The sequence below is a fragment of the Embleya sp. NPDC001921 genome, assembly GCF_053594475.1.
Genome location: NZ_JBSFEO010000021.1, coordinates 59,687 through 85,269, shown reverse-complemented (window position 1 = coordinate 85,269; position 25,583 = coordinate 59,687). Strand labels below are relative to the sequence as shown.

Genomic DNA, 25,583 nt, shown 5'->3' with positions numbered 1-25,583 from the left:
ATGGACCCCACGGACCTCACGGCCCCCACGGCGCCCACGGCGCCCACGGCCCCTACGGCCCTCACGGACAAGGACGCGGAATCCGCCGACGCCCGCCCTCGCGGGGTCGGCGGCGATCGGCGAGTGGCCGTCACCGGACTGGGCCTGGTGTCCGGATTCGGCGTCGGCGTCAAGCCGTTCTGGGAATCACTGCTGGCCGGTCGGACCGCGCTGAAGCCGCTGGCCTCGGTGCCCGGCTCGGTCGGCGAGTTGTACGTCACGCGCGTGGACGACCGCGCGCTCGCCGCCGCGACCGGCGGCGAGGCGGTCGAGCGCACCTCGGCGATGCTCGGCGCGGCGGTCGCCGAGGCGCTCGCCGACAGCGGACTCGCCGCGCCGGTCGAGGACGGCGCCCGGCACGGGCTGGGGATCGGCACCTGCCAGGGCATGTTCCACGCCGAGGGCGCCGAGTTGCCGCTGCGCGCGGACCGGCACGTGGCGGACATGTACACCCGGCCCGCCGACCACGTCGCCCGCCGTTTCGGGCTGCGCGGGCCGCAGGCGGTGATCTCCACCGCGTGCGCGTCGAGCACCACCGCGCTGGCCTGGTCGGCCGCGCAGATCCGGGACGGCCGGGCCGAGGTGATGGTCGCCGGCGGCGCCGAATCGTTGTGCCTGTTCGCCCTGGCCGGCTTCCACGGACTGCGCGCCACCAGTCCCAACCGCTGTGCCCCGTACACGGTTTCGGACGGGATGAGCATCGGCGAGGGAGCCGCGGTGCTGATCCTGGAGGAGTGGGAGCACGCGGTGCGGCGCGGCGCCACCGTGCTGGTCGAGTTCCTGGGCAGCGGGATGTCCGCGGACGCCTACCATCCCGTGGCGCCGGACCCCACCGCCCGAGGCGCGTTGGCCGCCGCGCGGCGCGCGTTGGCTGCGGGCGGGGTGGGCCCGGAGCGGGTCGACTACGTCAGCGGGCACGGCACCGGCACGGCCGGGAACGACGCGATGGAGAAGGAGGCGATGATCCTGTTGTTCGGCGACCGGGTGGGCTCGGTCCCGATCAGCAGCGTCAAGTCCGCGGTGGGACACACGCTCGGCGCCGCCGGGGCGATCGAGGCGGTCGCGTCGGTACTCGCGCTGCACGAGGGCGTGTTGCCGCCGACGGCCGGCGCGGGCGGGGTGCTCGACGACCGGATCGACATCGTGCCGGACGTGGGCCGGCCGGCCCGGGTGGAGGTGGTGCTGTCCAACAGCTACGCGTTCGGCGGCAACAACGCCTCGATCCTGCTCGCCTCCCCCGGCGCGGTACGCTCCCGGCCCCGGCCGCGACCGGCCCGGGATCGAGCGGTGATCACCGGCGTGGGGGCGGTCGGTCCGAACGGGGTGGGCCACGCCGCGCTGCTGGCCGCGCTGGCCGGAGATCCCGTCCAGGTCGTGAGCGCGGAACCGGCTCGGCCGGACGCGGTGTTGACCGCACTGTGGCGGCGGATGGACGACTTCACCCGGCGGGCGGTGCTCGCCGCCTCGGAGGCGTTGCGCGAGGCGGGCATCGATCCGCGGGCCGACGAGGGGGCGGCCGAGGAGGCCGCGCTGATGTTCGCCACGGCCGGCGGTCCGATGCGCAGCGTCGAGGAGTTCGGCCGGTCGTTGTCCGAACTGCTGGTGCCGGAGCGGCGATCCTCGTTCGCGCGGACCACGATGACCTCCGCGCCCGGGACGTTGGGCATCTGCCTGGGTCTGCGCGGACCGACCATCACGTTCCTCTCCGGCGGCACGGCCGGTCTCCAGGCGCTCGACCACGCGTGCGGGGTGGTGGCGCGCGGGGAGGTGCCGTACGCCGTGGTGGTGGGCTGCGACGAGATCACCGACGCGGTCCTGGACGCGCAGACCAGGTGGTGGGGGCCGGGCCGGTGGGCGGACGGCGCGGTCGCGGTGGTGGTGGAGTCCGCCGCGCGGGCGCGGGCGCGCGGGCGGCGGGCACTGGCCGTGGTCGAGGGCACCGGGCAGGCGGGGGGCGCGGACTTCCGGGCCGGGCAGGCCGCCGATCCGGCGGCGTTCGTCGCGGCGGCGACCCGGGCGCTGGCCGCGGCCGGGCGCGGGCCGCGCGAGATCGACTGGGTGCTGGCCGCCGGCGCACGACCCGATCGGGTCGAGGCGCGGTCGGAACTGCGGGCTCTGGCAAGGATGTTCCCGGAGTCGACACCGGTGGGACGGACCCGGCCGCGGCTCGGCGAGACGATGGCCGCGGGCGGCTTGGTGGACGCGGTCGCGGCGATGGCGGCGATCCGCGGCGGGCTGCGACTGCCCGTGGACGACGCGCGCGCCTCGTCGGCGGCCGGGTCGGCGCCGGTGCGTCGGGTGTTGATCGACACGGTCGGCTGCGGTGGGGTGATCGCGACGGTGCTCGGTGCGGCGGACGGCGGTGCGGCGGACGGGTCGCGATGAGGGGTGCCGATGAGCGGGCGGTCGACGCGGACCGCCCGCCCGCACGGACGGCGGGTCCGGGGTATCCCCCCGGGCTCGCCGTCTCGCGTTTTCGCGACCGGCGCGGCTCCGGCGTGCTGGTGCTGCTGCCGTTGACGAGCCGGTGTCCCGAGGAGGTGCTTCCGGCCGACCCGCGGACGGTGTTCTCCGCGCGCGAGAGTCTGGATCTGGCGTGCGGGCCGGCGAGTCTGTCCTGGGCGGGCAAGTACGCCGCGAAGCTCGCGGTGATCGAGTTGCTGGGGCTGACCGAACCGGTGTGGTCGGAGGTCGAGATCCTGCCGGATCGGGCCGACTGCCGGGCGCCGGGCGGGCCGTGCCGGGCGCGGCACCGGCCGAGCGTGGTTCTCCGCGGTGCGGCCCGGACGGCGGCGGGCGGGGCTGGCGGCGCGCGGATCGCGGTCACCATCACGCACGAGACCACGGCCGCCGCGGCCCTGGTGGTGTGGGATCGCCCGGCCGTGACCCCGGCGCGGGATCAGCGCGACGCGCGTCGGCCGGCCCACGCGCCGGCCGCGAGCCCGGCGAGCGCGAACCCGGCCAGCACCGCGAGCGAGAGCGAAAGGCCGTGTGGCGCCGAGCCGTTGAGGGCCGATCGATAGGCGCTCATCGCCCAGTAGCCGGGGGTGAGCGGGCCCAGGTGCCGCATCCAACCGGGCAACATCGCGGACGGCACCAGGGCGCCGGCCATGATCGTGGTGACCACCGCGGAGATGTCCCCGACGGCGCTCAGTTGGGCGGAGGTGCGCACCAGGGTGGACGCGCCGGTCCCCAGCGCCAGCACGCACAACGGCCACGCCGCGCTCACCACCAGGACCAGCCACCACCCCCGGGCCGGCCGCAGCCCGAACGCGGCGGCGGAGAAGCCGAACAGCAACAACTGCTGGACGAGCAGGAAGGCGAACATGGGCGCGGCCTTGCCGACCAGGATCTCGCCCAGCCGGGCCGGGCTGGCCCGGACGCGGTCCCAGGTGTGCCACGTGGTGCGCTCGTCGAGCAGGCCGGCGCCCACCAGTTTCAGCACGAACAGCGAGAACATCACCGCCATCCCGGCGGTGGCCTGGGCGGTGCCGTCGGCCATGTCGCCGGGCATCGCGTCCGACAGCAGCACCATCATCGGGCGGATCACGCTGACCAGCACCATCGGGATGACGGTGAAGGCGATCAGCGGGCCGGGGTCGCCGGCCATCAGGACCAACTGGTGCCGGGCAACCGCGGAGAACCGGCGAACACCGGCGAGTTCAAGCGCCATTGCGGGTCAACAACTCCCGATACAGGTCGTCGAGGGTCGGCGTGTCCAGGGCGATCGAGCGCAGCCGTGCCGCGTGCTTCGGGTTGGCCGCGAGCAACCGCGCGGCGGCGACGGCCGGGTCGATCGCGGTGATCACCACGTCGTCGCCTTCGGCCCTGGTGCCGTCGTCGCGCAGGCCGTGCGGGAAGCACAGCCCGGCGCCGTCGGCGAAGGACAGGGTGACTCGGCCCGGCAACGCGGCGAGCAGGTCGGCGCGGGCGCCCCGGGCGATCACCCGGCCGTGGTCGGCGACCGCCAACGTCGCGTCGAGCACCTCGAGTTCGGGGAGGTAGTGGGTGGTGTACACGACCGCGGCACCCTGGTCGGCCATGCTCCGCACGGCGCGCAGGAGCAGTTCGCGGGTCACCGGGTCGGCGCCGACCGTCGGCTCGTCCAGCAACAGGACGCGCGGTCGATGCAACATCGCCGCGGCGGCGTGCAGCCTGCGCTGTTGGCCGCCGGAGAGGTCCTCCACCGGGCGGGGCAGGATCTCGGTCAGCCCGAGCGCCTCGGCGATCTCCTCGATCCGCTCGGCCAACAACCGCCGCCCCAGGCCGTACAACCGGCCCGCGTACCGCAGGTTCTCCAGCGCTGTGGTCGGAAACAGCGCCAACTCCTGCGGGGCGAGCCCCAGTTCATGAGGGCGCCGGCGTCGTGGGGTGACCGGCCGCCCATCGACCCGCACCTCCCCCGCGTCCACCCGAATCAACGCGGCCACCGCCCGCGCGAACGTCGTCTTCCCGGCCCCGTTGTGACCCACCAGACCGACGATCTCCCCGGCCCCCACGTCGAGTTCGAACCCGTTCAGCGCGATGACCTCGCCATACCGCTTCCGCAGTCCCAAGACGCTCAACATGCAGTAACTATATGACGTAAGGAAACTTCGGTCAACCAACCTCGCCCCACCGAACCGGAGCACCGGGGGCACGGTCCACCGACGCACCGGCGCGGCCGTCGGCATCGGGTTCGTCGGCGACGAGGCGGCACCGGTGGGGCGCGCGACTCCCGGCGCGCGTGCACCGGAGGCGGGCGGTGAGCGTTGCCGCACCCGTCTTCGCAGACGTGTTCGGATCCCGAACAAGCGCCCGAGTAACGGTGGTTGCCGAACTCCTCGGCGAAGACTACGGGTTGCTTGCGGTTTCCGAGCCGAGGTGCCTTCCGGCCATCGGATCCATCATCATGTGACCCGCAATCACGATGGGTTCGGAAACAGGTACGGGGGAACGCCCATGGTTCAGTCGGATCCGCTGATCGAATTCGCCGCCGCGTTGAGAGCGGTCCGGGACGCGGCGGGCGAAGTACCGGCCGCCGAACTCGCCCGGCGCGCGGGAATCGACGAGACGGTGCTGGCGGCGGCCCTCTCCGGCGCGATGTTGCCCTCGCTCGGCGTCACCATGGCCATCGTCGCGGCGTGCGGCGCGACGCCCGCCGGCTGGGAGGCCAAGTGGCGCGAGGTGGCCACGGCACACCTGAACGGCCCGACACCCGAACCCGCCCCCATCGCACCGCCCGCCCCGGCCGCTCCCGCCCCGCCGCCCAGGCCCAGCGCGGCCCCGTCGATCGGCCGCCCGCCCGCCCCGAACGCCCCGCCGACTCCGGCCTACCCGGCCGGCCCACCGACACCGCCCGCACCACCCCGGACGCCGCCGACGCAGCCGTCGGCGCCCCCGGACGCGGTACGACCCTCCCCACCCACACCCCCGCCGGCCCCGCCGACCACACCCCCCTCCCCACCATCCGCGCCACCCGTCACCCCCACCGCGTCGACCGAACCACCCGCCCCCGCCCGACCCGCGACCGAAACACCCCCGGTCACATCCCCCTCGGCCGAAACCACCATCGCCCCACTCCACCGGCCCCAGCAGCGCGAACCCGCCACGCCCCGAGCCGACGCACCCGCGCCCGCCCGGTCCACCCCCACCGAGCCCACCGACCCGACACCCGCGCCCCCACTCAGACCCGAACCGGAACCCGAGGCCCAGCCCACCTCCACCGCCTCGTCCGAACAAGCCACCATCTCCCCACTCCACCAGCCGGAACGGCCCGAGCCCGAGCCCGAGCCCGCCACAACACCGGCCGGCACACCCGAGCCCACCCCACCCGCCGCCGACCGGGCCGCCGCCCGGACCCAGGCGCAGCCGGCCGCACCCGCGTCCGCACCCCCCGAGACCACCGACGCACCACCCCCGCGGCTCCCGCGGCCCGAGCCCACCCAGCCCAACCCGAACCCGGCCGTCCACCCCCGGGCCGCCCCGGACCCCGCCCTTACCGTGCAACCCCCCGTCGTCGAACGTCCCCTCGCCCAACGCCAACCGGCACCCACACCCGCCGCCTCCGCCTCCACCTCCGCCGCACCCACACCCGCCGCCGCCCCGCCCGTCCCCTCCTGGGAAGGCCCCGATCGCGCCGTGCTCGCGCCGCTGGAGGGCGACGACCCGCGCACCGTCGGCGGCTACCTGCTCCGCGCCCGGCTCGGCTCCGGCGGCATGGGTCGGGTGTACCTCTCCTACACACCCGGCGGGCGGCCGATCGCGGTCAAGGTGATCCGCGCCGAGTTCGCCGACGACCCCGAGTTCCGCCGCCGCTTCCGCCAGGAGGTGGCCGCCGCCCAGCGTGTCCAGGGCCTGTACACCGCGCCCGTGATCGACACCGACGCGGACGCCGCGCAGCCCTGGCTGGCCACCGCCTACGTCCCGGGCCCCTCGCTCCACGACGCCGTCCACCGGCACGGCCCACTGCCCGCCGAGACCGTCCTGGTGCTGATGGCCGGCGTCGCCGAGGCGCTCCAGTCGGTGCACCGGGCCGGGGTGGTCCACCGCGACCTCAAGCCGTCCAACGTGATCCTGGCCGCCGACGGCCCGCGCGTGATCGACTTCGGGATCGCCCGCGCTGCCGACGCCACGCCGCTGACCCGGACCGGGACGAGCATCGGCACCCCCGCGTTCATGGCCCCCGAACAGGCTCGCGGCCTGCCCTCCAAGCCCGCGACCGACGTGTTCGCGCTCGGTTCGCTGGCCACCTACGCGGCGACCGGGATGTCCGCGTTCGGCGAGGGCACGGACAGTTCGGTGCTCTACCGGGTCGTCCACCAGGAGCCGGAACTCGCCGCGGTTCCCGCGCGGTTGCTGCCGGTACTGCACCGCTGCCTGGACAAGGACCCGGACCGGCGACCGACCCCGCGCGAGGTGATCGACCTGTGTCGGGCCGCCTCCGAGGGCACCCGGTTGCAGGTCGGCGAGGGCTGGCTGCCGCAGACCCTGGTCGCGGAGGTCACCCGTCGGGTCAACGAGCAGCCGCCCAGGGCACCCGAGGACCCCACGGTGCGCCGCCGACGCAACCGCCGCGCGCTGATCGCGGCGGTCACGGTGCTCGTCGTGGCCGCGGCCGGCACGGGTCTGGCGATCGGGCTGCGCAGCAACGACGACGACAGCTCCCCCGCCGCGAAATCGCACACCCAGTCCCCGAATCCGAGCACCGCCGGCACCCCCGCGGCCCCCGGCCAGGCCACCCCGACCCGCACCCCGAGCGCCGAACGCACCGGCACCCCCACCGGCTCCGCGGCCTCCACCGCCTCCGGCCCGCCCTCGATCGCGCCCCGCCCCGGCGAGAGCGCGACCGCGGTCGCCACCGCGGGCGGGGTGGCCGAGGGCGGCGTGCTGTTCGAACGGCAACTGGACGTACCCAACGGCTACTGCGTCGGCCTGGGCTACAGCAGCACGTGGCGCGGCAGTTGCAGTCCGAGCGCGGGCATCATGTACTTCTACGGCGACGGCAACTACATCCAGGGCCAGGAGATGGTCCTGCTCGACCCCGGCCAGCCCAGCGACTTCCGGACCTGCCTGGGCGAGACCCGGTACGCGAACAACAACCAGCTCCCGTTCACTTACCTCAAGGTGGGCTCGGTGATCTGCACCAAGGACTTCGCGAACGGCCTGGTCGGCACGATCCGCGTCAACGAGATCCCGTCCAACTCCGGCCCCAGCCAGTACTGGAAGATCTCGATGACCGTCTGGCGCGGCCCGCGCCGCTGACCCGGACACCGACCACACCGCCGAACCCGGCAGCCGCCGCACGCCGCCGAACCGAACGCCCCGGGGCAGCGGCCGAACCGGGCCCACACCGCACGAGGCGGCGCCGGGATCACTCCCGACGCCGCCTCGTGTACGCGAAGCCCGTCCGCGGACCTGCGGGGCCCGGCCGACTACTGCTGGCGCCCGCTGGTCACCCGGTACGCGTCGAACACGCCCTCGACCCCGCGCACCGCCTTGAGCACATGGCCCAGGTGCTTGGGGTCGCCCATCTCGAAGGTGAACCGGCTCACCGCGACCCGGTCCCGGGTCGTGGCCACCGACGCGGACAGGATGTTCACGTGCTGGTCGGACAGGACCCGGGTGATGTCCGACAACAGCCGCGAACGATCCAGCGCCTGGACCTCTATGGCCACCAGGAACACGGAGGACGCGGTCGGCGCCCACTCGACGTCGACGATCCGCTCGGACTGCTGGGACAACGACTCGACGTTGCCGCAGTCCTGCCGGTGCACCGAGACGCCGTTGCCCCGGGTGACGAATCCGATGATCGGATCGCCCGGCACCGGCGTGCAGCAGCGGGACAGCTTGACCCAGATGTCGTCGACGCCCTTGACCACGACGCCGGGATTGCCGGTCGAGCGCGGCCGGCGCCGGGTGGTGGTCGGCCGGGTGGCCTCGGCGAGGTCCTCCGACGCGCCCTCCTCGCCGCCGAGCGACTCGACCAGGCGCTGCACGATGGTCTGCGCCGAGACGTGACCCTCGCCGATCGCCGCGTACAACGACGAGATGTCGGGGTAGCGCAGCTCGTGCGCGAGGGTGACCAGGGTGTCGCCGCCGCCGGACATCAGCCGCTGCAACGGCAGGCCCTGCTTGCGCATGGCCCGGGTCAGGCCCTCCTTGCCCTGCTCGATCGCCTCCTCGCGGCGCTCCTTGGAGAACCACTGGCGGATCTTGTTGCGCGCCCGGGGCGACTTGACGAAGCCGAGCCAGTCGTGGCTGGGCGCCGCGGTCTCGCTCTTGGAGGTGAACACCTCGACCAGGTCGCCGTTGTCCAGCCGGCTCTCCAGCGGGACCAGCCGCCCGTTGACCCGGGCCCCGATGGTGCGGTGCCCGACCTCGGTGTGCACCGCGTAGGCGAAGTCGACCGGGGTCGAGCCGGCCGGCAGCGCTATCACGTCGCCCTTGGGCGTGAAGACGAAGACCTCCTGGCTGGAGAGGTCGAAGCGCAGCGACTCCAGGAACTCCCCCGGGTCCTCGGTCTCGCGCTGCCAGTCCAGCAGTTGCCGCAGCCAGGCCATGTCGTTGGCCGGGTTCTCGCCCTTGCGCGCGGGCTTGGTGTCGGTCTTCGCGGCGCCCTTGGCCCCGACCGCCTCGGCCTTGTACTTCCAGTGCGCGGCGATGCCGTACTCGGCCCTGCGGTGCATGTCGAAGGTGCGGATCTGCAGCTCGACCGGCTTGCCCTCGGGACCGATCACCGTGGTGTGCAGCGACTGGTACATGTTGAACTTGGGCATCGCGATGTAGTCCTTGAACCGCCCCGGGACCGGGTTCCAGCGCGCGTGGATGGTGCCCAGCGCCGCATAGCAGTCCCGCACCGAGTCGACCAGGACCCGAATGCCCACCAGGTCGTAGATCTCGGTGAACTCGCGGCCGCGCACGATCATCTTCTGGTAGACCGAGTAGTAGTGCTTCGGCCGCCCGGTCACCGTGGCCTTGATCCGCGCCGAGCGCAGGTCGCCCTGCACCTGATCGGTGACCAGGGCCAGGTATTCGTCCCGCTTGGGCGCGCGCTCGGCGACCAGCCGCACGATCTCGTCGTACATCTTGGGGTAGAGGATGGCGAACGCCAGGTCCTCCAGCTCCCACTTGATCGTGTTCATCCCCAGCCGGTGCGCCAGCGGGGCGTAGATCTCCAGCGTCTCGCGGGCCTTGCGCTCCTGCTTCTCCCGCTTGAGGTAGCGCATCGTGCGCATGTTGTGCAGCCGGTCGGCGAGCTTGATCACCAGCACGCGCGGGTCCTTCGCCATCGCGATGACCATCTTGCGCACGGTCTCGGCCTGCGCCGCCTCGCCGAACTTGACCTTGTCCAGCTTGGTCACGCCGTCCACGAGCATCGCCACGGTGTCGCCGAAGTCGCGGCGCAGCGCGTCGAGCCCGTAGTCGGTGTCCTCGACGGTGTCGTGCAGCAGCCCGGCCATCAGCGTCGGCGGGTCCATCCCGAGCTCGGCCAGGATGGTGGCGACCGCGAGCGGGTGGGTGATGTACGGGTCGCCGCTCTTGCGCCGCTGGCCGCGGTGCCAGCGCTCGGCGGTGGTGTACGCCCGCTCGATCTGGCGCAGGTCGGCCTTGGGGTCGTTGACCCGCACCACTCGCAGCAGCGGCTCCAGAACCGGGTTGTACACGCTGCTGCGCTGTACGCCCAGCCTGGCCAGGCGGGCGCGGACCCGGCTGGGGCCGTCCACCCGCAACGAGCGCGAGCGCTCGGTGCCGCTGCCCCGCGAGGCGCCCGCGGGGGTCGGCGCAGCCTTCGCGACCGGCCGCGGCCCCCTGGCCTCGGGCCCGGCGGCGCCGGCGGCCGGACCGCTGTGGCCGTCGCTGCCCCGGGGACCGTCGGCGCTCTCCTCCGACGCGATGGCCTGGGCCTCGCCCGGCGCGTCGGCGCGGGTCTCGGCCGCCTCGCGGCTCTCGCCGGAGGCGGCGGCGGGCTGCTCGGCGGGCGCCTCGGCCGGCGCGCGGTCCGGCGAATCGGGCGCCTCGTCGGGGCGGGCCCGGGCCGGAGCCTCCTCGGGCCCCCCGCCGCTCACCGGCGGATGGCCCGAGGGGCCCGGTGTGGCACGTGTGGCGTCGTCCGAGGGAGCCGCGTGTTCGACGGCATCCCCCGAGGACGACGCGACGGGCGCGACCTCGTCCGGCAAGGGAACTCCTCCCACAGATGACGGAAATTCCATCGTACTGACCCACGCCCTCACGACTCGGCCATCCGGAATGCCGGCCGCCGCGACGGCGAAGGCCGAAGGCTCCCCACCTGGGGCGCCTCCGGCCTCCGACGACACGCCTTCGGCGGCGTGTCACACGACGATGAACGACTCCAGCGTGCCTTGCGGCAGCACCGGCGCGAGCCGCGCCCGGCCGTTCAGGAAGCCGAGCTCGAGCAGCACCTCGACCCCCACCACCTCCGCGCCGGCCCGCTTCACCAGGTCGATCGTGGCCTCGACGGTCCCGCCGGTGGCGAGCACGTCGTCGATCACGAGCACCCGGTCACCGGGCTCGAACGCGTCCTGGTGCACCTCCAGGGTGGCCGAGCCGTACTCCAGCTCGTAGGACTGCGCGTGGGTCGCGCACGGCAGCTTGCCCGCCTTGCGGACCGGGACGAACCCGGCCTGCGCGCGGTAGGCCACCGGTCCGGCCAGGATGAAGCCTCGGGCCTCGATCCCGACCACCTTGTCCACCCGGCCCCGACAACGCTCGGCCAGCGCGTCGACCAGGGCCGCGAACGCGACCGGGTCGGCCAGCAGCGGCGAGATGTCCTTGAACACCACGCCCGGCTGCGGCCAGTCCGGCACGTCCCGGATCCGGCTCTCCAGCAGCCTGCGCAGGTCGTCGTCGGCCATCAGCGCTTCCTCTTGCCGCCGGGACGGGTCCGCGCCCGGCCGCGCGAGGCGCCCGCACGGGGTGCCCCGCCCTGCGCCGGCACGGTGTCGTCGTCCGACTCCGATTCCGGCTCCGCGCCCTCGTCCACGTTCGGGTGACCCTCGGCCTGGTCCGCGGGAATGCCCGAGGCCTCGGCGGCCTTGGCCGCCTTCGCCTCGGCCGCGCGGCGCTGGGCCACCTTCTTCGCGAGTTGCCGCATCTCCGGCGACCGCTCCTTGAGGTCGGCCAGGATCGGCGTGGCGATGAAGATCGAGGAGAACGCACCGGCGGCCAGACCCACGAACAGCGACAGCGCGATGTCCTTGAGCATGCCCGCGCCGAGCAGACCGCCACCGACGAACAGCAGCGACGCCACCGGCAGCAGCGCGACCACCGTGGTGTTGATCGAGCGCACCAGGGTCTGGTTCAGACCCGCGTTGGCCGCTTCGCTGTAGGTGAGCTTGGTCTGCTTGGTGATGTTCTTGGCGTTCTCCTTGACCGTGTCGAATACCACCACGGTGTCGTACAAGGAGTAACCGAGGATGGTCAACAGACCGATCACCGTGCCCGGCGTCACCTCGAAGCCCACCAGCGCGTACACGCCGATGGTGATCACGATGTCGTGGATCAGCGCGACCAGCGCCGCCACGGCCATCCGCCACTCGAAGGCGAAGGTGAGGTAGATCACCACCAGGATCATGAAGATCACCAGGCCCTGAAGGGCCTTCTTGGAGATCTCCTTGCCCCAGCTGGGACCGACCACCTGCGTGTTGACCTTGTCCGGCGCGACGTCGAGGTCCTTGGCGATGGCCGCCGCGACCTGCTTGGTCTTCTCCGCGTCCGATTCCGCGATCTGGATCCGCAGGCCGTCGCCGCCGACCTTCTGCACTATGGCGTCGGCGCCGTCGGTGAACGGCTCCACCGCCTCGCGGGCGTCGTTCTGCGAGGCCGAGGTGTGCTCGATCGTGTAGACCGAGCCGCCCTTGAACTCGATGCCCTGGTGCAGCCCGCGGCCGAGCAGGCCGCCGACCGCGAGCAGCAGGATCAGCGCGGAGATCGAGTACCACAACTTCTTGCGACCGACGAAGTCGAACGAGACATCGCCGTGGTGCAGCCGGACGCCGATGTTCTTGAGGTCACCGAAGCGACTCATCACGCCTCCTTGACGCCGGCAGCGCGCCCGCGCGGGCGACGGCTGCGGTACGACTGGCGCTGATTGGCACCGAGCGCGACGGGATCGAGGCCGGACCACTTGTGGCCGTCCGCGAAGAACTTGCGCTTGGCGAGGATCGTCATGAGCGGCTTGGTGAACAGGAACACCACCACGACGTCGAGCAGCGTGGTCAGGCCGAGGGTGAACGCGAAGCCCTGGACCTTGCCGACCGAGACGACGTAGAGCACGGCGGCGGCCAGGAACGACACCGCGTCGGACACCAGGATGGTGCGCCGGGCACGCGGCCACGCCTTCTCCACCGCGGGTCGCAACGTGCGACCCTCGCGGATCTCGTCCCGGATGCGTTCGAAGTACACGATGAACGAGTCCACCGTGATACCGATCGCGGCGATCGCGCCACACACCGCCGGCAGGTTGAGTGCGAAGCCGATACTTCGGCCCAGCAGACACATGATGGCGTAGGTGAGGGCCGCCGAGACCGCCAGACTCGCGATGCTCACCAGGCCGAGGCCTCGGTAGTAGAACAGCGAGTACAGGATGACCAGGACGATGCCGATCGCACCCGCGATCAGACCGCCCCGGAGCTGGTCACCGCCCAGCGACGCGGACACCGTGGTCACGTCGCTCTTGGTGAAGGACAGCGGGAGCGCGCCGTACTTGAGTACGTTCTCCAGGTCCTTGGCCGAGCTGCGGGTGAAGTTGCCCGAGATCACGGCGCTGCCGCCGGGGATCTCCGACTTCACCGAAGGCGCGGAGACGACCACACCGTCCAGGTCGATGGCGAAGCGGTTGGTCGGGTACTTGCCCGCCGCCAGGTCACCGGTGATCCTGGTGAACTTGTCGGTGCCCGCGTCGGTGAACTTCAGCTCGACTTCCCAGCCGCCGACGCTGCCGTTCTGCGGCAGTTGCGCCTTGGACGAGTCCACGTCCGTGCCGGGGATCAGGACCGGGCCGAGGATGTACTTCTCCTCGCCCTCGCCCTGATCGCGGCTGCACGCCACGGTCGGCTTGTCCTCCGGGGCCGGAACCGGGCCGAGGCCGCGGTTCTCCGGGAGGGAGCAGTCCAGGTTCTCGTACTTCGCACGCAGCTCGGGCGTGATGCCGTTCGCGTCGGCTCCGGCCGGCGGGGTGCTCGCCGGAGGCGTCGCGGGCGGCGTGCTCGCGGGCGGCGTGGAAGGCGGCGGGGTCGGGGCGCCGGACGCGTCCTTCAGGTTCGGGATGACCCGACCCTGCGGCTTGCCCGACTCGACCGCAGGCGGCGTGCTTGCCGGCGGGGCGCTCGCGGGCGGCGTCGACGGCGGCGTCAGCGGCAGCTTGGTACCACCCTGGGGGGTGATCTGCGTGGCCTCCAGAACGGGGCGGAAGAACAGCTTCGCGGTCTGGCCGACCTGCTCCGCGGTCTCCTTCTCGTTCTTGCCCTTGGGGATGCTGATGACGATGTTGCGATCGCCCTCGGTCTGCACCTCCGCCTCGGACACACCGAACGCGTTGACGCGCTGGCGGATGATCTCCACCGCGGTCTGCATGTTCGACTTGTTGACCGCGCCGTTACGGCCTTGGTCGGCCTTGGCGGTGAGCGTGACGCTGGTGCCGCCCGCGAGGTCGATGCCCAGACGTGGGGTCTTGTCCCCGGTCGAGAACATGATCGCGTACAACGCCACGATCACGACCCCGATGAAGGCAAGGACCCGTCCCGGGTGCCCTCGGGAACTCGATTTCGGTGCTGCCACCTTCGCCCAATCTCCCTCTCGATGCCGCCGCGGACGGGCTTGCGCCACGTCCGCCGGCACGGCACGGCACCCGGCAAAACGCCGGGTGCTCTCGTATCCGGGGTGTCACCCCCGGTCACATGACTGTATTGCTCTGCGGTGGCCCTGGGACCACCGCACCCACCACGAGCCGAACTAGTCCTGCTTGTCGTTCTTGCGCAGCCGGTCGCCCGACTCGGACGCCTTGCTCGCGCCCTCGGTCTTGCCGACGTCCACGCTCTCGGCGTCCTCGGCCTCGGCGGCGTCGGGCTTCTTGTCGAGCTTGACGACGTCGTCGCCGGCCTCGGCGCCGTCTTCGTGCTCGTCGTCGGCCTCGTCGTCCTCGGGCTCGTCACCGGAGGACAGGACGGCGGCGATGGCGCTCTTGACGAAGCGGCAGTGCACGTCGGGCGCGACCTCAAGGATGACGGAATCGTCCTCGACCTCGGTCACCGTCGCGTACAGTCCCGCGATCGTGCGGACCTCGGCGCCCGGGACCAGCGAGTTCTGCGTTTCCATGGCCTGTCGCTGGCGTGCCTTCCCGGGCTTGATGATCAGGAAGTAGAACACCACGACGATGATTACTGGCAGGAGGAGGGTAAGCGGGTCCACGGCTTGAAACGATTCCTTCCCAAGGCCGCTCGGCGGCCCGGACGGTGACACTCGGCCGGCCACGGTGCGGCAGCCTCGGCGGAGTCTAGACGGGTACTTACTACAGGAACAACGACTACCGGCCGCGTGCGTTCCCGACGCGCACCGGCCTCACTCGGTTGCATCCTTACCGGTCACGGCCCCGTTGTCGAACAACACGCTCTGTTGTGTGCCGTGCTGCCCCGGCAGCGCGCCCCGCGGCGGGTTCAGGCCCAGATGCGTCCAGGCCTTGGCGGTGGCCACCCGACCACGCGGTGTACGGGCCAGGAAGCCGCTGCGGACCAGGAACGGTTCGGCGACCTCCTCGACCGTCTCGGTCTCCTCGCCCACCGCCACGGCCAGCGTGGACAGGCCCACCGGACCGCCGCCGAACAGCGTGGTCAGCGCCTGCAGCACGGCCCGGTCCAGCCGGTCCAGGCCCAGCGCGTCCACCTCGTACACCTCCAGCGCGCGTGCGGCGATGTCCCGGTCGACCTTCCCGTTCGCCCGCACCTGCGCGTAGTCGCGCACCCGGCGCAGCAGTCGGTTGGCGATCCGGGGCGTGCCCCGCGAGCGGCCCGCGATCTCGGCCCCGCCCTCGGCGGACAGCTCGACGTCGAGCAATCTTGCCGATCGGTTCAGCACCCGTTCGAGTTCGGCGGGCGCGTAGAAGTCCATGTGGCCGGTGAAGCCGAACCGGTCGCGCAGCGGCGGCGGCAGCAGCCCGGCCCGGGTGGTCGCGCCCACCAGGGTGAACGGCGGCAGGTCGAGCGGGATCGCGGTGGCGCCGGGGCCCTTGCCGACGATGATGTCGACCCGGAAGTCCTCCATCGCCATGTACAACATCTCCTCGGCGGGCCGCGACATCCGGTGGATCTCGTCGAGGAAGAGCACCTCGCCCTCGGACAACGAGGAAAGGATCGCGGCCAGGTCCCCGGCGTGCTGGATGGCCGGGCCGGAGGTGATCCGGATCGGCACGCCCATCTCGGCCGCGATGATCATCGACAGCGTGGTCTTGCCCAGCCCGGGCGGACCGGACAACAACACGTGGTCCGCGGTGCCGCCGCGGCCCAGCGCCGCGGTCAGCACCAGGGACAACTGCTCGCGCACCCGCTCCTGGCCGATGAACTCGTCGAGGTTCTTCGGCCGCAGCGCGGCCTCGACGGCCTGGTCCTCACCGTCCGCCTCGGCGGTCACCAGGCGTTCGCCGTCCTGCGTCATCGTGTTCCGCCCATGGTCGTGTTCGTGCGGCCTGCGTTCATCCTGCCCGACCCGGGCGACACCGCGGTGGCACACCCGACCACCGGTCGCCTCCGCCGGTTCACCGGCGGTTCAGGCCGCGCAGGGCCGCCTTGAGCAGCGCGCCGATGTCGGGCGTGGCCGCGGCCTCGGCCTCCGCGGTCACCGCGGCGACCGCGTCGTCCGCCTCGCGCGTCGCGTAGCCCAGGCCGACCAGGGCGGCGTGCAGTTGATCCCGCCACCCCGCGCTCACGGGCGAACCGACGCCGAGCGCGGCACCGGCGCCGGTGGGCGCCCCGAGCTTGTCCTTGAGGTCCAGGAGCAGCTTCTGCGCGCCCTTGGGTCCGATCCCGGGCACGGCGGTGAGCGCCTTGGCGTCCTTGCCCGCGACGGCGGCCCGCAGCGCGTCCGGGCCGTACACCGCGAGCATCGCCAGGGCCAGCTTGGGCCCCACCCCGTTGGCGGTCTGCAACACCTCGAACGTGCGCTTCTCGTCGTCGTCGGCGAAGCCGAACAGGGTGAGCGAGTCCTCCCGCACCACCAGCGAGGTGGCCAGCCGGGCCGCCGCGCCGACGCGCAGCGTGGCCAACGTGGTGGGCGTGCACTGCACGGCCAGGCCGACCCCGCCGACCTCGACGACGGCGGTGTCCGGGCCGAGGCCGGCCACCGTTCCGGAGACGAACGCGATCACCTGAGTGCTCCTGCTTGGCTAGGGGTACGAGGGCCGGCCGGCGCGGGCCCGGCCGTCCGGGGTGGGCGGCGGCCGGTCAGCGGCGGGTGCCGCGCGGCAACCGGCCGGCCGGGGTGCGGGCCGCGGCGACGGCCGCCGCGAGCCGGTCGGAGGCGCCGCCGCGCCAGATGTGGCAGATCGCCAACGCGACCGCGTCGGCGGCGTCCGCCGGTTTCGGCGGGCCGTCCAGGCGCAGGATACGGGTCACCATCGCGCCGATCTGGGCCTTGTCGGCGCGCCCGCTGCCGGTGACCGCGGCCTTGACCTCGCTGGGCGTGTGCAGCGTCACCGGCAGGCCGCGCCGCGCGGCGCACACGATCGCGACGGCGGACGCCTGCGCGGTGCCCATCACGGTGCTCACGTTGTGCTGGCTGAACACCCGCTCGACCGCGACACATTCCGGGCGATGCCGGTCCAGCCACTCCTCGATGCCCTGCTCGATGCCCAACAACCGGGCGTCGATCGCGGCGTCGGCGGGGGTGCGCACCACGCCCGCCTCGACCATCCGCAGCGGCTTGCCGACCGCGCCGTCCACGACGCCGACGCCGCATCGGGTCAGACCGGGGTCGACCCCCAAGACCCGCATGCCGCGCCCCTCTCGTCCCGCGTCGTTTCGCCTTCGTGCGTTGGGCCGTTCGAGTCGAACACCACCCGATACGAACATCTGTTCGCCCCGGCAAACCCTAGTGCAGCGGCGCCGATCCCCTCGGTACCGCCACTCCGTGATCACTCGTTCGAGCGACACGTACGCTTGTCCCGGTCGATAACGCCCCGATGACAGCCCTGTGACGATCGTTCCCCAAGCGGCCCGGTCGCCGCACGGGAGCCCGCACAGGCGACGCTAGGGTCGGTTGGAGACCGCCCCCGCTCGCCGCCCGGAAGGTTTTCATGCCGTCGCCGTCCATGCCGGTCGCCGAGACCCCGCCGGCCGCCGAGAAGGGTGCGCCCAGGATGCCGGCGGTCTCCGACACCGCCTTCGTCGACGGTCTCCCCGAGCGCCTGCGGCTGGGCGTCGTCGACTTCGCGCACCGCGCGCGCGCCTCCTTCCGACCGGCCCGCACCGCCGTGATCGGGTACCTGATCGCGCGCGCGATCAACCTCGTGGTGCTCGCCGTGATGGCGCTGGCCGCCGGGAAACCGTTCTGGTCCATGGTCGGCTCCTGGGACGGCGTCTGGTTCCGCGACATCGCGGACTTCGGCTACGTCGACAAGATCCCGGTGTCCCCGGCGGGCAAGCCGTACTGGAGCAACGTCGAGTTCTTCCCCGGCTATCCGTGGGCGGTCCGCCTGGTCGGCGACGTCACCGGCCTGTCCGCGCTCAACGCCGGCATGGTCGTCACGCTGCTGTCCGGCGTGGTCGCGGCCTGGGGGCTGTACGCGCTCGGGCGCGAACTCACCGGCAGCCACCGGGTGGCCACCCTGTTCGCGGTGTTGTGGGGCGTCGCACCGGGCTCGATGGTGCTCACCATGGTCTACTCCGAGGCCCTGTTCGTGGCGTTCGCGTCCTGGGGCCTGCTGGCCGTGGTCCGCCGGCAGTGGACCCTGGCCTGTGTCCTGTGCCTGTTCGCCGGCCTGACCCGCAACACCGCGTTCGCCCTGGTCGCGGCCCTGGGCGTGGCCACCCTGGCGATCGCGTTGCGGCGCCGCGAGGACGGCGCGCGGGTGGGCCTGTTGGCTCCGGAGACCCGGCGCCCGGTGATCGCCACGCTGATCTCGCCGCTGGCGTGCGTGGGTTTCATCGGCTGGGTGGGCTGGCTGGCCGGTCGCCCCGACGGGTGGATCTGGATCCAGGACAAGGCCTTCAACCTGCGGATGGACTGGGGCATAAGCACCGTCCAGTGGATGAGCAAATACCTCACCCACCTGGGCCGACCGATCTACGTGGTCTGCACGTTCGTGATCATTCTGTCCGTGGCGCTGATGATCTGGTCCTTCCGCGACCGGCGGATCCCCCTGCCGGTACACGTGTACGGCGCGGTGGTGATGTTCCTGGCGCTGACCACGAGCAACGGCTGGTTCTTCCACTCCAAGCCGCGCTTCATGCTGCCGGCCTTCACCATCGCGCTGCCGCTGGCCCGACTGATGGCCAAGTGGCCGCGCGGCGTGGTGATCGCGGTGCTGGTCGCCGGGGCGGCGTTCTCCGGGTGGTACGTGAGCTTCCTGCTGTACGTGATAAACACCAACCCGTAGCGCTCGCGGCGGAGCCCGAACGCGCGTGGGGCCGGCGGCAGTCGCCGCCGGCCCCACGCGCGTTCGGGTACATCGACCGAGCCGCCCTATTCGGCGTTGACCCGCTCCATGACCTCGTCCGAGACATCGAAATTCGCCCAGACGTCCTGAACGTCGTCGCTGTCCTCCAGCGCCTCGATCAGCCGGAAGATCTTGCGCGCGCCCTCTTCGTCCAGCGCGACCGAGACGCTGGGGATGAAGTTGGCGTCGGCCGAGTCGTAGTCGATCCCGGCGTCCACGAGCGCGGTCCGCACCGCGACCATGTCGGTCGCCTCGCTGACCACCTCGTAGGACTCGCCGAGGTCGTTGACCTCCTCGGCGCCGGCGTCGAGCACCGCGCCGAGCACGTCGTCCTCGCTCAGCTCGTTCTTCGGCACGATCACGACACCCTTGCGGGTGAACATGTACGACACCGAGCCGGGGTCGGCCATCGAGCCGCCGTTGCGCGTCATCGCGACCCGAACGTCCGATGCCGCGCGGTTGCGGTTGTCGGTGAGGCACTCGATCAGCACCGCGACACCGTTCGGTCCGTACCCCTCGTACGTGATCGACTGGTAGTCGGCGCCGCCGGCCTCCGCACCGGAGCCGCGCTTGACCGCACGGTCGATGTTGTCGTTCGGGACCGAGGACTTCTTGGCCTTCTGAATGGCGTCGTAGAGCGTCGGGTTGCCGGCGATGTCACCGCCGCCGGTACGCGCCGCCACCTCGACGTTCTTGATCAGCTTGGCGAAGAGCTTTCCGCGCCTGGCGTCGATGACGGCCTTTTTGTGCTTGGTGGTCGCCCACTTTGAGTGGCCGGACATCCGCCTCTACTCCTTCGGGTCGCGGGTGCGCTGCACGGGCCTGTACAGGCTGGAAGATCCTACCGGCGCGAGCACTCAGAGCGTGGCACGGACCATGTCCACGAAGTACGCGTGCACCCGCCGGTCGGGGGTCAGCTCCGGGTGGAAGGACGTGGCGAGCAGGTTGCCCTGGCGCACCGCGACGATCCGGTCCGCGTACGGCTCGGCGGTCAGCCGGGCGAGCACCTCGACCTCGGCGCCGACCGACTCGACCCACGGGGCGCGGATGAACACGCCGTGCATCGGGTCGCCGTCCGCCAGGCCCTCGAACGGGACGTCCGCCTCGAACGAGTCGTTCTGCCGGCCGAACGCGTTGCGCCGCACGATCATGTCGATCCCGCCGATCGTCTCCTGGTCCTCGCGGCCGTCCAGGATCTTGTCGGCGAGCATGATCATGCCCGCGCACGAGCCGTAGACCGGCATGCCGCCCGCGACCCGCTCGCGCAGCGCCGGGAACAGGCCGAAGGACACCGCGAGCTTGGACATCGTGGTCGACTCGCCGCCGGGTATGACCAGCGCGTCGAGCTCGGCGAACTCCTCGACCTTGCGCACCGGGCGCGCGATCGCGTCGAGTTCGGCCAGCGCGATGGCGTGTTCGCGGACGTCGCCCTGGAGGGCCAGGACACCGATGATGGGAGTGGTGGACACGTCAACCTCGTCCGGTCGTAGGTACCGAGCCGGGCCCGAACGCGGTCGCGTTCGGGCCCGGCACACAGCTTTTCCGAGTGTTCGAGTGCTTCGAAGTCGTCGGCGGGGCGGGAGCTACTACCAGCCGCGGCCGGCGTAGCGCTGCTCCGCCGGGAGGGTGTCGATGTTGATGCCGACCATCGCCTCGCCCAGACCGCGCGAGACCTTGGCGATCACGTCCGGGTCGTCGAAGTGCAGCGTCGCGTCCACGATCGCCTTGGCCCGCTTGGCCGGGTCGCCGGACTTGAAGATGCCGGAGCCGACGAACACACCCTCGGCGCCGAGCTGCATCATCATCGACGCGTCGGCCGGGGTGGCGATGCCGCCCGCGGTGAACAGCACGACCGGGAGCTTGCCCGCCTCGGCCACCTCCTTGACCAGCGCGTACGGCGCCTGGAGGTTCTTGGCGGCGACGAACAGCTCGTCCTCGTCCAGCACGGAGAGCTGCTTGATGTCCTTGAGGATGGTGCGCATGTGCCGGGTGGCCTCGACCACGTTGCCGGTGCCGGCCTCGCCCTTGGAGCGGATCATCGCCGCGCCCTCGGTGATCCGGCGCAGCGCCTCGCCCAGGTTGGTCGCGCCACACACGAACGGGGTGGTGAACTTCCACTTGTTGATGTGGTTCGACTCGTCGGCCGGGGTCAGCACCTCGGACTCGTCGATGTAGTCCACACCGAGCGACTGCAGGACCTGGGCTTCGGCGAAGTGGCCGATCCGGGCCTTGGCCATCACCGGGATGGACACGGCGCCGATGATGCCGTCGATCATGTCCGGGTCGGACATGCGCGCGACGCCGCCGTCCTTGCGGATGTCGGCCGGCACGCGCTCGAGCGCCATGACGGCGACCGCGCCCGCGTCCTCGGCGATCTTGGCCTGCTCGGCGTTGACGACGTCCATGATCACGCCGCCCTTGAGCTGCTCGGCCATGCCGCGCTTGACCAGGTCGGTGCCGGTCTGGGGGCTTGCGGGGGTGGTGGACACGGATGACCTCACACAGATGCGAACGACGACGGTTGGCTCCATCGTACGGGTGATGTGGATCCTAATGTCATGCCACCCCGGCGAATTACCCGGGCCAATCTGTCCAGGGTGGCCTTTGCGTGGCTCCTGTCAGGACCCACCGGGCTGCAATGTACGCGGCTCCTCGTCGTCCATCTCGAAGGTGACCGGGTACGGGGCGTGGCCCGCCAGCCGCAGATAGCGCACCAACCGGTGTCGGCGCACCGCCCGGGCACCGCGGACCGCGTCGTTGTGGAAGCGCCGCGCCATCGGCACCCGGCGCACCGCGGTCTGCAGCTCGGCGACCAGTTCCGCGCCGCCGGGCCGGGCCCGCAGGTCGTCCGCCTGGGCGGGGTCCTCGAACAGGATCCGCAGCGCGCGGGTCAGGTCGCTCTCCGCCACCTCGCGCTCCTCCTCGGCGGCGTTGCGCGCCTCGTGCGCGGCGCCGGCCAGCACGAGCGAGGAGGCCGGATCGAGCAGCCCGGACGTGGCGATCTCCTGCGCGACCGCGGAGCGCCGCAACAACTGCGCGTCCAGCGCGGCCCGACTCGAGTCCACCCGCGCGTGCAACCGGTCGAGCCGCCCGGCGGTCCAGCTCAGATAGACACCGACCGCGAGCACCGCGAGCAGAATCCAGATGACAGTCATCACCCGGCGACCCTAATACCGCCCGCCCCGACCAACCCGACAGCCCGCTCACCATTCGAAGCCACCCAACAACCCGCCCAGGCAACCCGACAGCCCGGCCGGCGCTTGAGGCCACCCGTCAACCCGACCGACGCACAACGCCACCTTCCACCCCGGCCAAGCAACCCAACAGCCCGGCCGGCGCTTGAGGCCACCTTCCAGCCCGGCCGGCGCATGAGGCCAACCCAGCCCGGCCGGCGCATGAGGCCAAGGCCCGCTACGCGGCGGGCGCCCCCGCGGTGACCGTCTCGTACACGCCCAGGATGTCCGTGCCGACGGTCTCCCAGTCGTACCGCTGCACATGCTTGCGCCCGACCTCGCGCAACGCGCCCCTCCGCACCGGATCGCGCAACAGCGCAACCGCCGCGGCGGCGAGCGCCGAGGCGTCCTCCACCGCGAACAACTCCCCCGCGCGCCCGCCGTCGAGCACCTGACGGAACGCGTCCAGGTCGCTCGCCAGCACCGGCGCGGACGCCGACATCGCCTCGACCAGGATGATCCCGAAGCTCTCGCCGCCGGTGTTGGGCGCCACGTACACGTCCACGCTGCGCAACAACCGCGCCTTGTCCAGGTCGCTGACCATGCCCAGGAAGGTGACCTGGCCGCGCAACGCCTCCGGCAGGTCCTCCACCGCCTCCTCGGCGTCGCCGCGCCCGGCCACGAGCAGTCGCACACCCGGGAACGCCTCGACGATCCGCGGGAACGCCTCGATCAGCGTGGGCAGTCCCTTGCGCGACTCGTCGATCCGGCCGATGAAGCCGATGGTGGGCGCCTGCGGGGTGCCCTGCCACGCGGGCTCCACCGGGGCGTCGGCGAAGAAGCCGACGTCCACGCCGTTGGGGATGACCACCGCGTCGCCGCCGAGATGCTCGACCAGGGTGCGCCGCGCGTACTCGCTGACCGCGATCCGGGCGCTGATCTTCTCCAGCGCGGGCTGCAGGATCGGGTAGGCCGCGATCATCGCGCGCGAGCGGGTGTTGGAGGTGTGGAAGGTGGCCACCACCGGTCCGGACGCGGCCCAGCACGCGAGCAGCGACAGGCTGGGCGTCGCCGGTTCGTGGATGTGCAGCACGTCGAAGTGGCCGTCGTGGATCCATCGGCGCACCCGCGCGGCGGACAGGAAGCCGAAGTTGAGCCGGGCCACCGAGCCGTTGTAACGCACCGGTACGGCCCGCCCGGCCGGCACCACGTAGTCCGGCAGCGGGGTGTCGTCGTCCGCGGGGGCCAGCACCGAGACCTCGTGCCCGCGCGCGATCAGGTTCGCCGCGAGGTCACGTACGTGGTACTGGACTCCGCCCGGCACGTCCCACGAGTAGGGACATACGACGCCGATCCTCACTTGGCCTCCCCGATCCGGGCGAGCCGGCCGGCGTCCAGGTCGGCGAGCCACAGCGGCTGCAACATGTGCCAGTCCTGCGGGTCGCCGGCGACCCCCCGGGCATAGGCGTCCGCGACCTGCTGGGTCATGGTCGCGATCTTCTCCCGGCGGGTGCCCTCGGCGGGCACCTCGATCTCCGGGTGCAGCGTGGCGCGCATGACCGCGCCGTTCCACGCGAGAGTGACCGGAATCAGCGCCGCGCCGGTCTGCACGGCGAGCGCGGCGGGCCCCGCCGCCATCCGGGTCGGCTCGCCGAAGAAACTCACCGGCACCCCGCCGGCGGTCAGGTCGCGGTCGGACAGCAGGCACAACAGCCGGCCCTCGCGCAGCCGGCGGGCCAGCGTGCCGAAGGTGCTGCCGTCGCCGCCGGTGAGCGGCAGCACCTCCATGCCCAGCGACTCGCGATAGTCCAGGAAGCGCTTGTACAGCGACTCCGGCTTCAGTCGTTCGGCGACGGTGGTGAACGGATAGCCCTTGAGCGTGATCCACGCGCCTGCGTGGTCCCAGTTGCCCATGTGCGGCAGCGCGAAGATCACGCCCTTGCCGCGCGCGCTGCACTTGTCGAGCAGGGTCAGATCGCACTCCATCCGGGCCAGCACCGTCTCGCGGTCCCAGACCGGCAGGCGAAACGCCTCCTGGTAGTAGCGCAGATAGGACCGCATGCTCACCCGGGAGAGCGCGCGCACGCGCTCGGGCGTGGCCTCCGGGCCGAGCACCCGGCGCAGGTTGGCCTCCAACTGCAGGACGCCTTTGCCGCGCTTGCGCCAGACGGCGTCGGCGATCCGCCGGAAGATCGCCGTGGCGACCGGTTCGGGCAGGCGCTTGACCACGGACCAGCCCAGGGCGTACCCGGTGTCGGCCAGCCGCTGCCCGACTTCGGTCATCCCTTGTCACCTCCGGGCAGCGCGTTGTCGATCGCGGACGCCGAGCGGTGCACCGCGATCATCCGCTGGAAGACGGTGATCAGGCTGCCCACCGCGATGAACCACAGCGCGGCCTCCTGGATGTAGGGCACACCCAAACCGTCGAGACCGGTCGCCACCAGCGAGATGACCAGTCGCTCGGCGCGCTCGATCAGCCCCGAGACATCGCAGGCCAGGCCCAGGCTCTCGGCCCTGGCCTTGCAGTACGACACGACCTGGCCGGACCCGAGGCAGACGATCGCCAGAATGCACATGCGCAGGTTGTCGCCGTCGCCGGCGAACCAGATCGCCAGCGCGCCGAAGATCGCGGCGTCCGCGACCCGGTCCAGGGTGGAGTCCAGGAAGGCGCCCCACTTGGTCGAGCGGCCCAACTGGCGCGCCATGTTGCCGTCGACCAGGTCGGAGAAGATGAACGCGGTGATCACGAGCGTGCCGGTGAGGAACCAGCCGATCGGGAAGAACACCAGCGCCGCGACGACCACCCCGAGGGTGCCGATCAGCGTCACCGTGTCCGGACTCACGTTGTGGCGCAGCAGGAAGCTCGCGAACGGGGTGAGCACACGCGTGAAGAAGGCACGAGCGTATTTGTTGAGCATCGCCTTCCCGAAGGATTGCCGGGGCGGCGGGGGATCCGAAGGACTCGACCCGCCTGGTGCGCCCATCGTACTGACGCGGTCGTGCCTCCCGAGCCCCCCGTCGTCCGGGCGTGCCGTACCCGGGCGCGCCGCGTTGGAGAACAGCCCGTACGGCGAGGACACTTGTACTCGGTCGGACGTCGGGGCAATGCTGCCGTTCAGGAATCGATTTGCGGACGTTGGCGTACCGACGACCGACAAGAGCCTGTCCGTCCGATCTCGGCGGACCCGCCGGGATCGACCGGACAGGCCCTGGCACCTGTGCGTCCG

Annotated in this window: 20 protein-coding genes; 3 read left to right on the top strand and 17 right to left on the bottom strand. The window is 72.0% G+C overall.

Going from position 1 to position 25,583, the window contains the following annotated elements; genetic code table 11:
- Positions 1-2,424, top strand: coding sequence for a beta-ketoacyl synthase N-terminal-like domain-containing protein (locus ACWCPW_RS24425; RefSeq protein WP_449763733.1), 2,424 nt, complete (start codon positions 1-3; stop codon positions 2,422-2,424).
- Positions 2,425-2,938: 514 nt separating this feature from the next.
- Here ACWCPW_RS24425 and ACWCPW_RS24420 read toward each other — a convergent pair.
- Both ACWCPW_RS24420 and ACWCPW_RS24415 read right to left on the bottom strand, forming a co-directional pair.
- Complete coding sequence (locus ACWCPW_RS24420; RefSeq protein ID WP_449763732.1) at positions 2,939-3,712, bottom strand: ABC transporter permease; 774 nt, start codon at positions 3,710-3,712, stop codon at positions 2,939-2,941.
- Complete coding sequence (locus ACWCPW_RS24415; RefSeq protein WP_449763731.1) at positions 3,702-4,607, bottom strand: ABC transporter ATP-binding protein; 906 nt, start codon at positions 4,605-4,607, stop codon at positions 3,702-3,704. The genes ACWCPW_RS24420 and ACWCPW_RS24415 overlap by 11 nt, the downstream gene beginning before the upstream one ends.
- 373 nt (positions 4,608-4,980) lie before the next feature.
- Here ACWCPW_RS24415 and ACWCPW_RS24410 point away from each other — a divergent pair, with 373 nt between their 5' ends.
- A complete protein-coding gene (locus ACWCPW_RS24410; RefSeq protein WP_449763730.1) occupies positions 4,981-7,782 on the top strand; it encodes a protein kinase domain-containing protein in 2,802 nt (933 codons plus the stop codon).
- 170 nt (positions 7,783-7,952) lie between these two features.
- Here ACWCPW_RS24410 and ACWCPW_RS24405 read toward each other — a convergent pair whose 3' ends face one another.
- From ACWCPW_RS24405 to ruvC, 8 genes are all read right to left on the bottom strand, one after another.
- The gene (locus ACWCPW_RS24405; RefSeq protein ID WP_449763729.1) at positions 7,953-10,697 is read right to left on the bottom strand and encodes a RelA/SpoT family protein; all 2,745 of its coding nucleotides are present in this window, start codon (positions 10,695-10,697) and stop codon (positions 7,953-7,955) included.
- Between the two features lie 153 nt (positions 10,698-10,850).
- A complete protein-coding gene (locus tag ACWCPW_RS24400) occupies positions 10,851-11,393 on the bottom strand; it encodes an adenine phosphoribosyltransferase (protein WP_449763728.1) in 543 nt (180 codons plus the stop codon).
- A complete protein-coding gene (gene secF / locus ACWCPW_RS24395) occupies positions 11,393-12,565 on the bottom strand; it encodes a protein translocase subunit SecF (protein ID WP_449763727.1) in 1,173 nt (390 codons plus the stop codon). Before secF ends, ACWCPW_RS24400 begins: the two co-directional genes overlap by 1 nt.
- On the bottom strand, positions 12,565-14,316 hold the full coding sequence (secD, locus tag ACWCPW_RS24390; protein WP_449763726.1) for a protein translocase subunit SecD: 1,752 nt from the start codon (positions 14,314-14,316) through the stop codon (positions 12,565-12,567). Before secD ends, secF begins: the two co-directional genes overlap by 1 nt.
- Before the next feature lie 174 nt (positions 14,317-14,490).
- Positions 14,491-14,946 carry a preprotein translocase subunit YajC gene (gene yajC / locus ACWCPW_RS24385; RefSeq protein ID WP_449763725.1) on the bottom strand — a complete coding sequence of 152 codons (456 nt, stop codon included), beginning with the start codon at positions 14,944-14,946 and terminating at the stop codon, positions 14,491-14,493.
- A gap of 150 nt (positions 14,947-15,096) precedes the next feature.
- Positions 15,097-16,185, bottom strand: a complete 1,089-nt coding sequence (ruvB, locus tag ACWCPW_RS24380) for a Holliday junction branch migration DNA helicase RuvB (RefSeq protein WP_449763724.1) — start codon at positions 16,183-16,185, stop codon at positions 15,097-15,099.
- Positions 16,186-16,285: 100 nt separating this feature from the next.
- Positions 16,286-16,894 (bottom strand): Holliday junction branch migration protein RuvA, encoded by a 609-nt coding sequence (gene ruvA, locus ACWCPW_RS24375; RefSeq protein WP_449763723.1) that lies wholly within the window; start codon positions 16,892-16,894, stop codon positions 16,286-16,288.
- A 76-nt stretch (positions 16,895-16,970) separates the two neighbouring features.
- Positions 16,971-17,519 (bottom strand): crossover junction endodeoxyribonuclease RuvC, encoded by a 549-nt coding sequence (ruvC, locus tag ACWCPW_RS24370; protein WP_449763722.1) that lies wholly within the window; start codon positions 17,517-17,519, stop codon positions 16,971-16,973.
- A 302-nt stretch (positions 17,520-17,821) separates the two neighbouring features.
- Between ruvC and ACWCPW_RS24365 the strand changes: the two genes are divergently transcribed.
- Entirely contained in the window at positions 17,822-19,123 is a 1,302-nt protein-coding gene (locus ACWCPW_RS24365) for a mannosyltransferase family protein (protein WP_449763721.1), read from the top strand.
- 86 nt (positions 19,124-19,209) lie between these two features.
- Here the strand turns inward: ACWCPW_RS24365 and ACWCPW_RS24360 are convergent, their stop codons facing one another.
- The 7 genes from ACWCPW_RS24360 to pgsA form a co-directional block, all read right to left on the bottom strand.
- Positions 19,210-19,965: a YebC/PmpR family DNA-binding transcriptional regulator gene (locus tag ACWCPW_RS24360; RefSeq protein ID WP_449763720.1), complete on the bottom strand. Its 756-nt coding sequence runs from the start codon at positions 19,963-19,965 to the stop codon at positions 19,210-19,212.
- 75 nt (positions 19,966-20,040) lie between these two features.
- Complete coding sequence (gene pdxT / locus ACWCPW_RS24355; RefSeq protein ID WP_449763719.1) at positions 20,041-20,652, bottom strand: pyridoxal 5'-phosphate synthase glutaminase subunit PdxT; 612 nt, start codon at positions 20,650-20,652, stop codon at positions 20,041-20,043.
- Between the two features lie 117 nt (positions 20,653-20,769).
- Positions 20,770-21,714 (bottom strand): pyridoxal 5'-phosphate synthase lyase subunit PdxS, encoded by a 945-nt coding sequence (pdxS, locus tag ACWCPW_RS24350; RefSeq protein ID WP_395872003.1) that lies wholly within the window; start codon positions 21,712-21,714, stop codon positions 20,770-20,772.
- 87 nt (positions 21,715-21,801) lie between these two features.
- Positions 21,802-22,338, bottom strand: coding sequence for a LemA family protein (locus tag ACWCPW_RS24345; RefSeq protein ID WP_406300365.1), 537 nt, complete (start codon positions 22,336-22,338; stop codon positions 21,802-21,804).
- Between the two features lie 256 nt (positions 22,339-22,594).
- Complete coding sequence (locus tag ACWCPW_RS24340) at positions 22,595-23,716, bottom strand: glycosyltransferase family 4 protein (RefSeq protein ID WP_449763718.1); 1,122 nt, start codon at positions 23,714-23,716, stop codon at positions 22,595-22,597.
- On the bottom strand, positions 23,713-24,639 hold the full coding sequence (locus ACWCPW_RS24335; protein ID WP_449763717.1) for a phosphatidylinositol mannoside acyltransferase: 927 nt from the start codon (positions 24,637-24,639) through the stop codon (positions 23,713-23,715). The genes ACWCPW_RS24340 and ACWCPW_RS24335 overlap by 4 nt, the downstream gene beginning before the upstream one ends.
- Positions 24,636-25,340: a phosphatidylinositol phosphate synthase gene (gene pgsA, locus ACWCPW_RS24330; RefSeq protein ID WP_449763716.1), complete on the bottom strand. Its 705-nt coding sequence runs from the start codon at positions 25,338-25,340 to the stop codon at positions 24,636-24,638. The genes ACWCPW_RS24335 and pgsA overlap by 4 nt, the downstream gene beginning before the upstream one ends.
- Positions 25,341-25,583 lie beyond the last annotated feature (243 nt).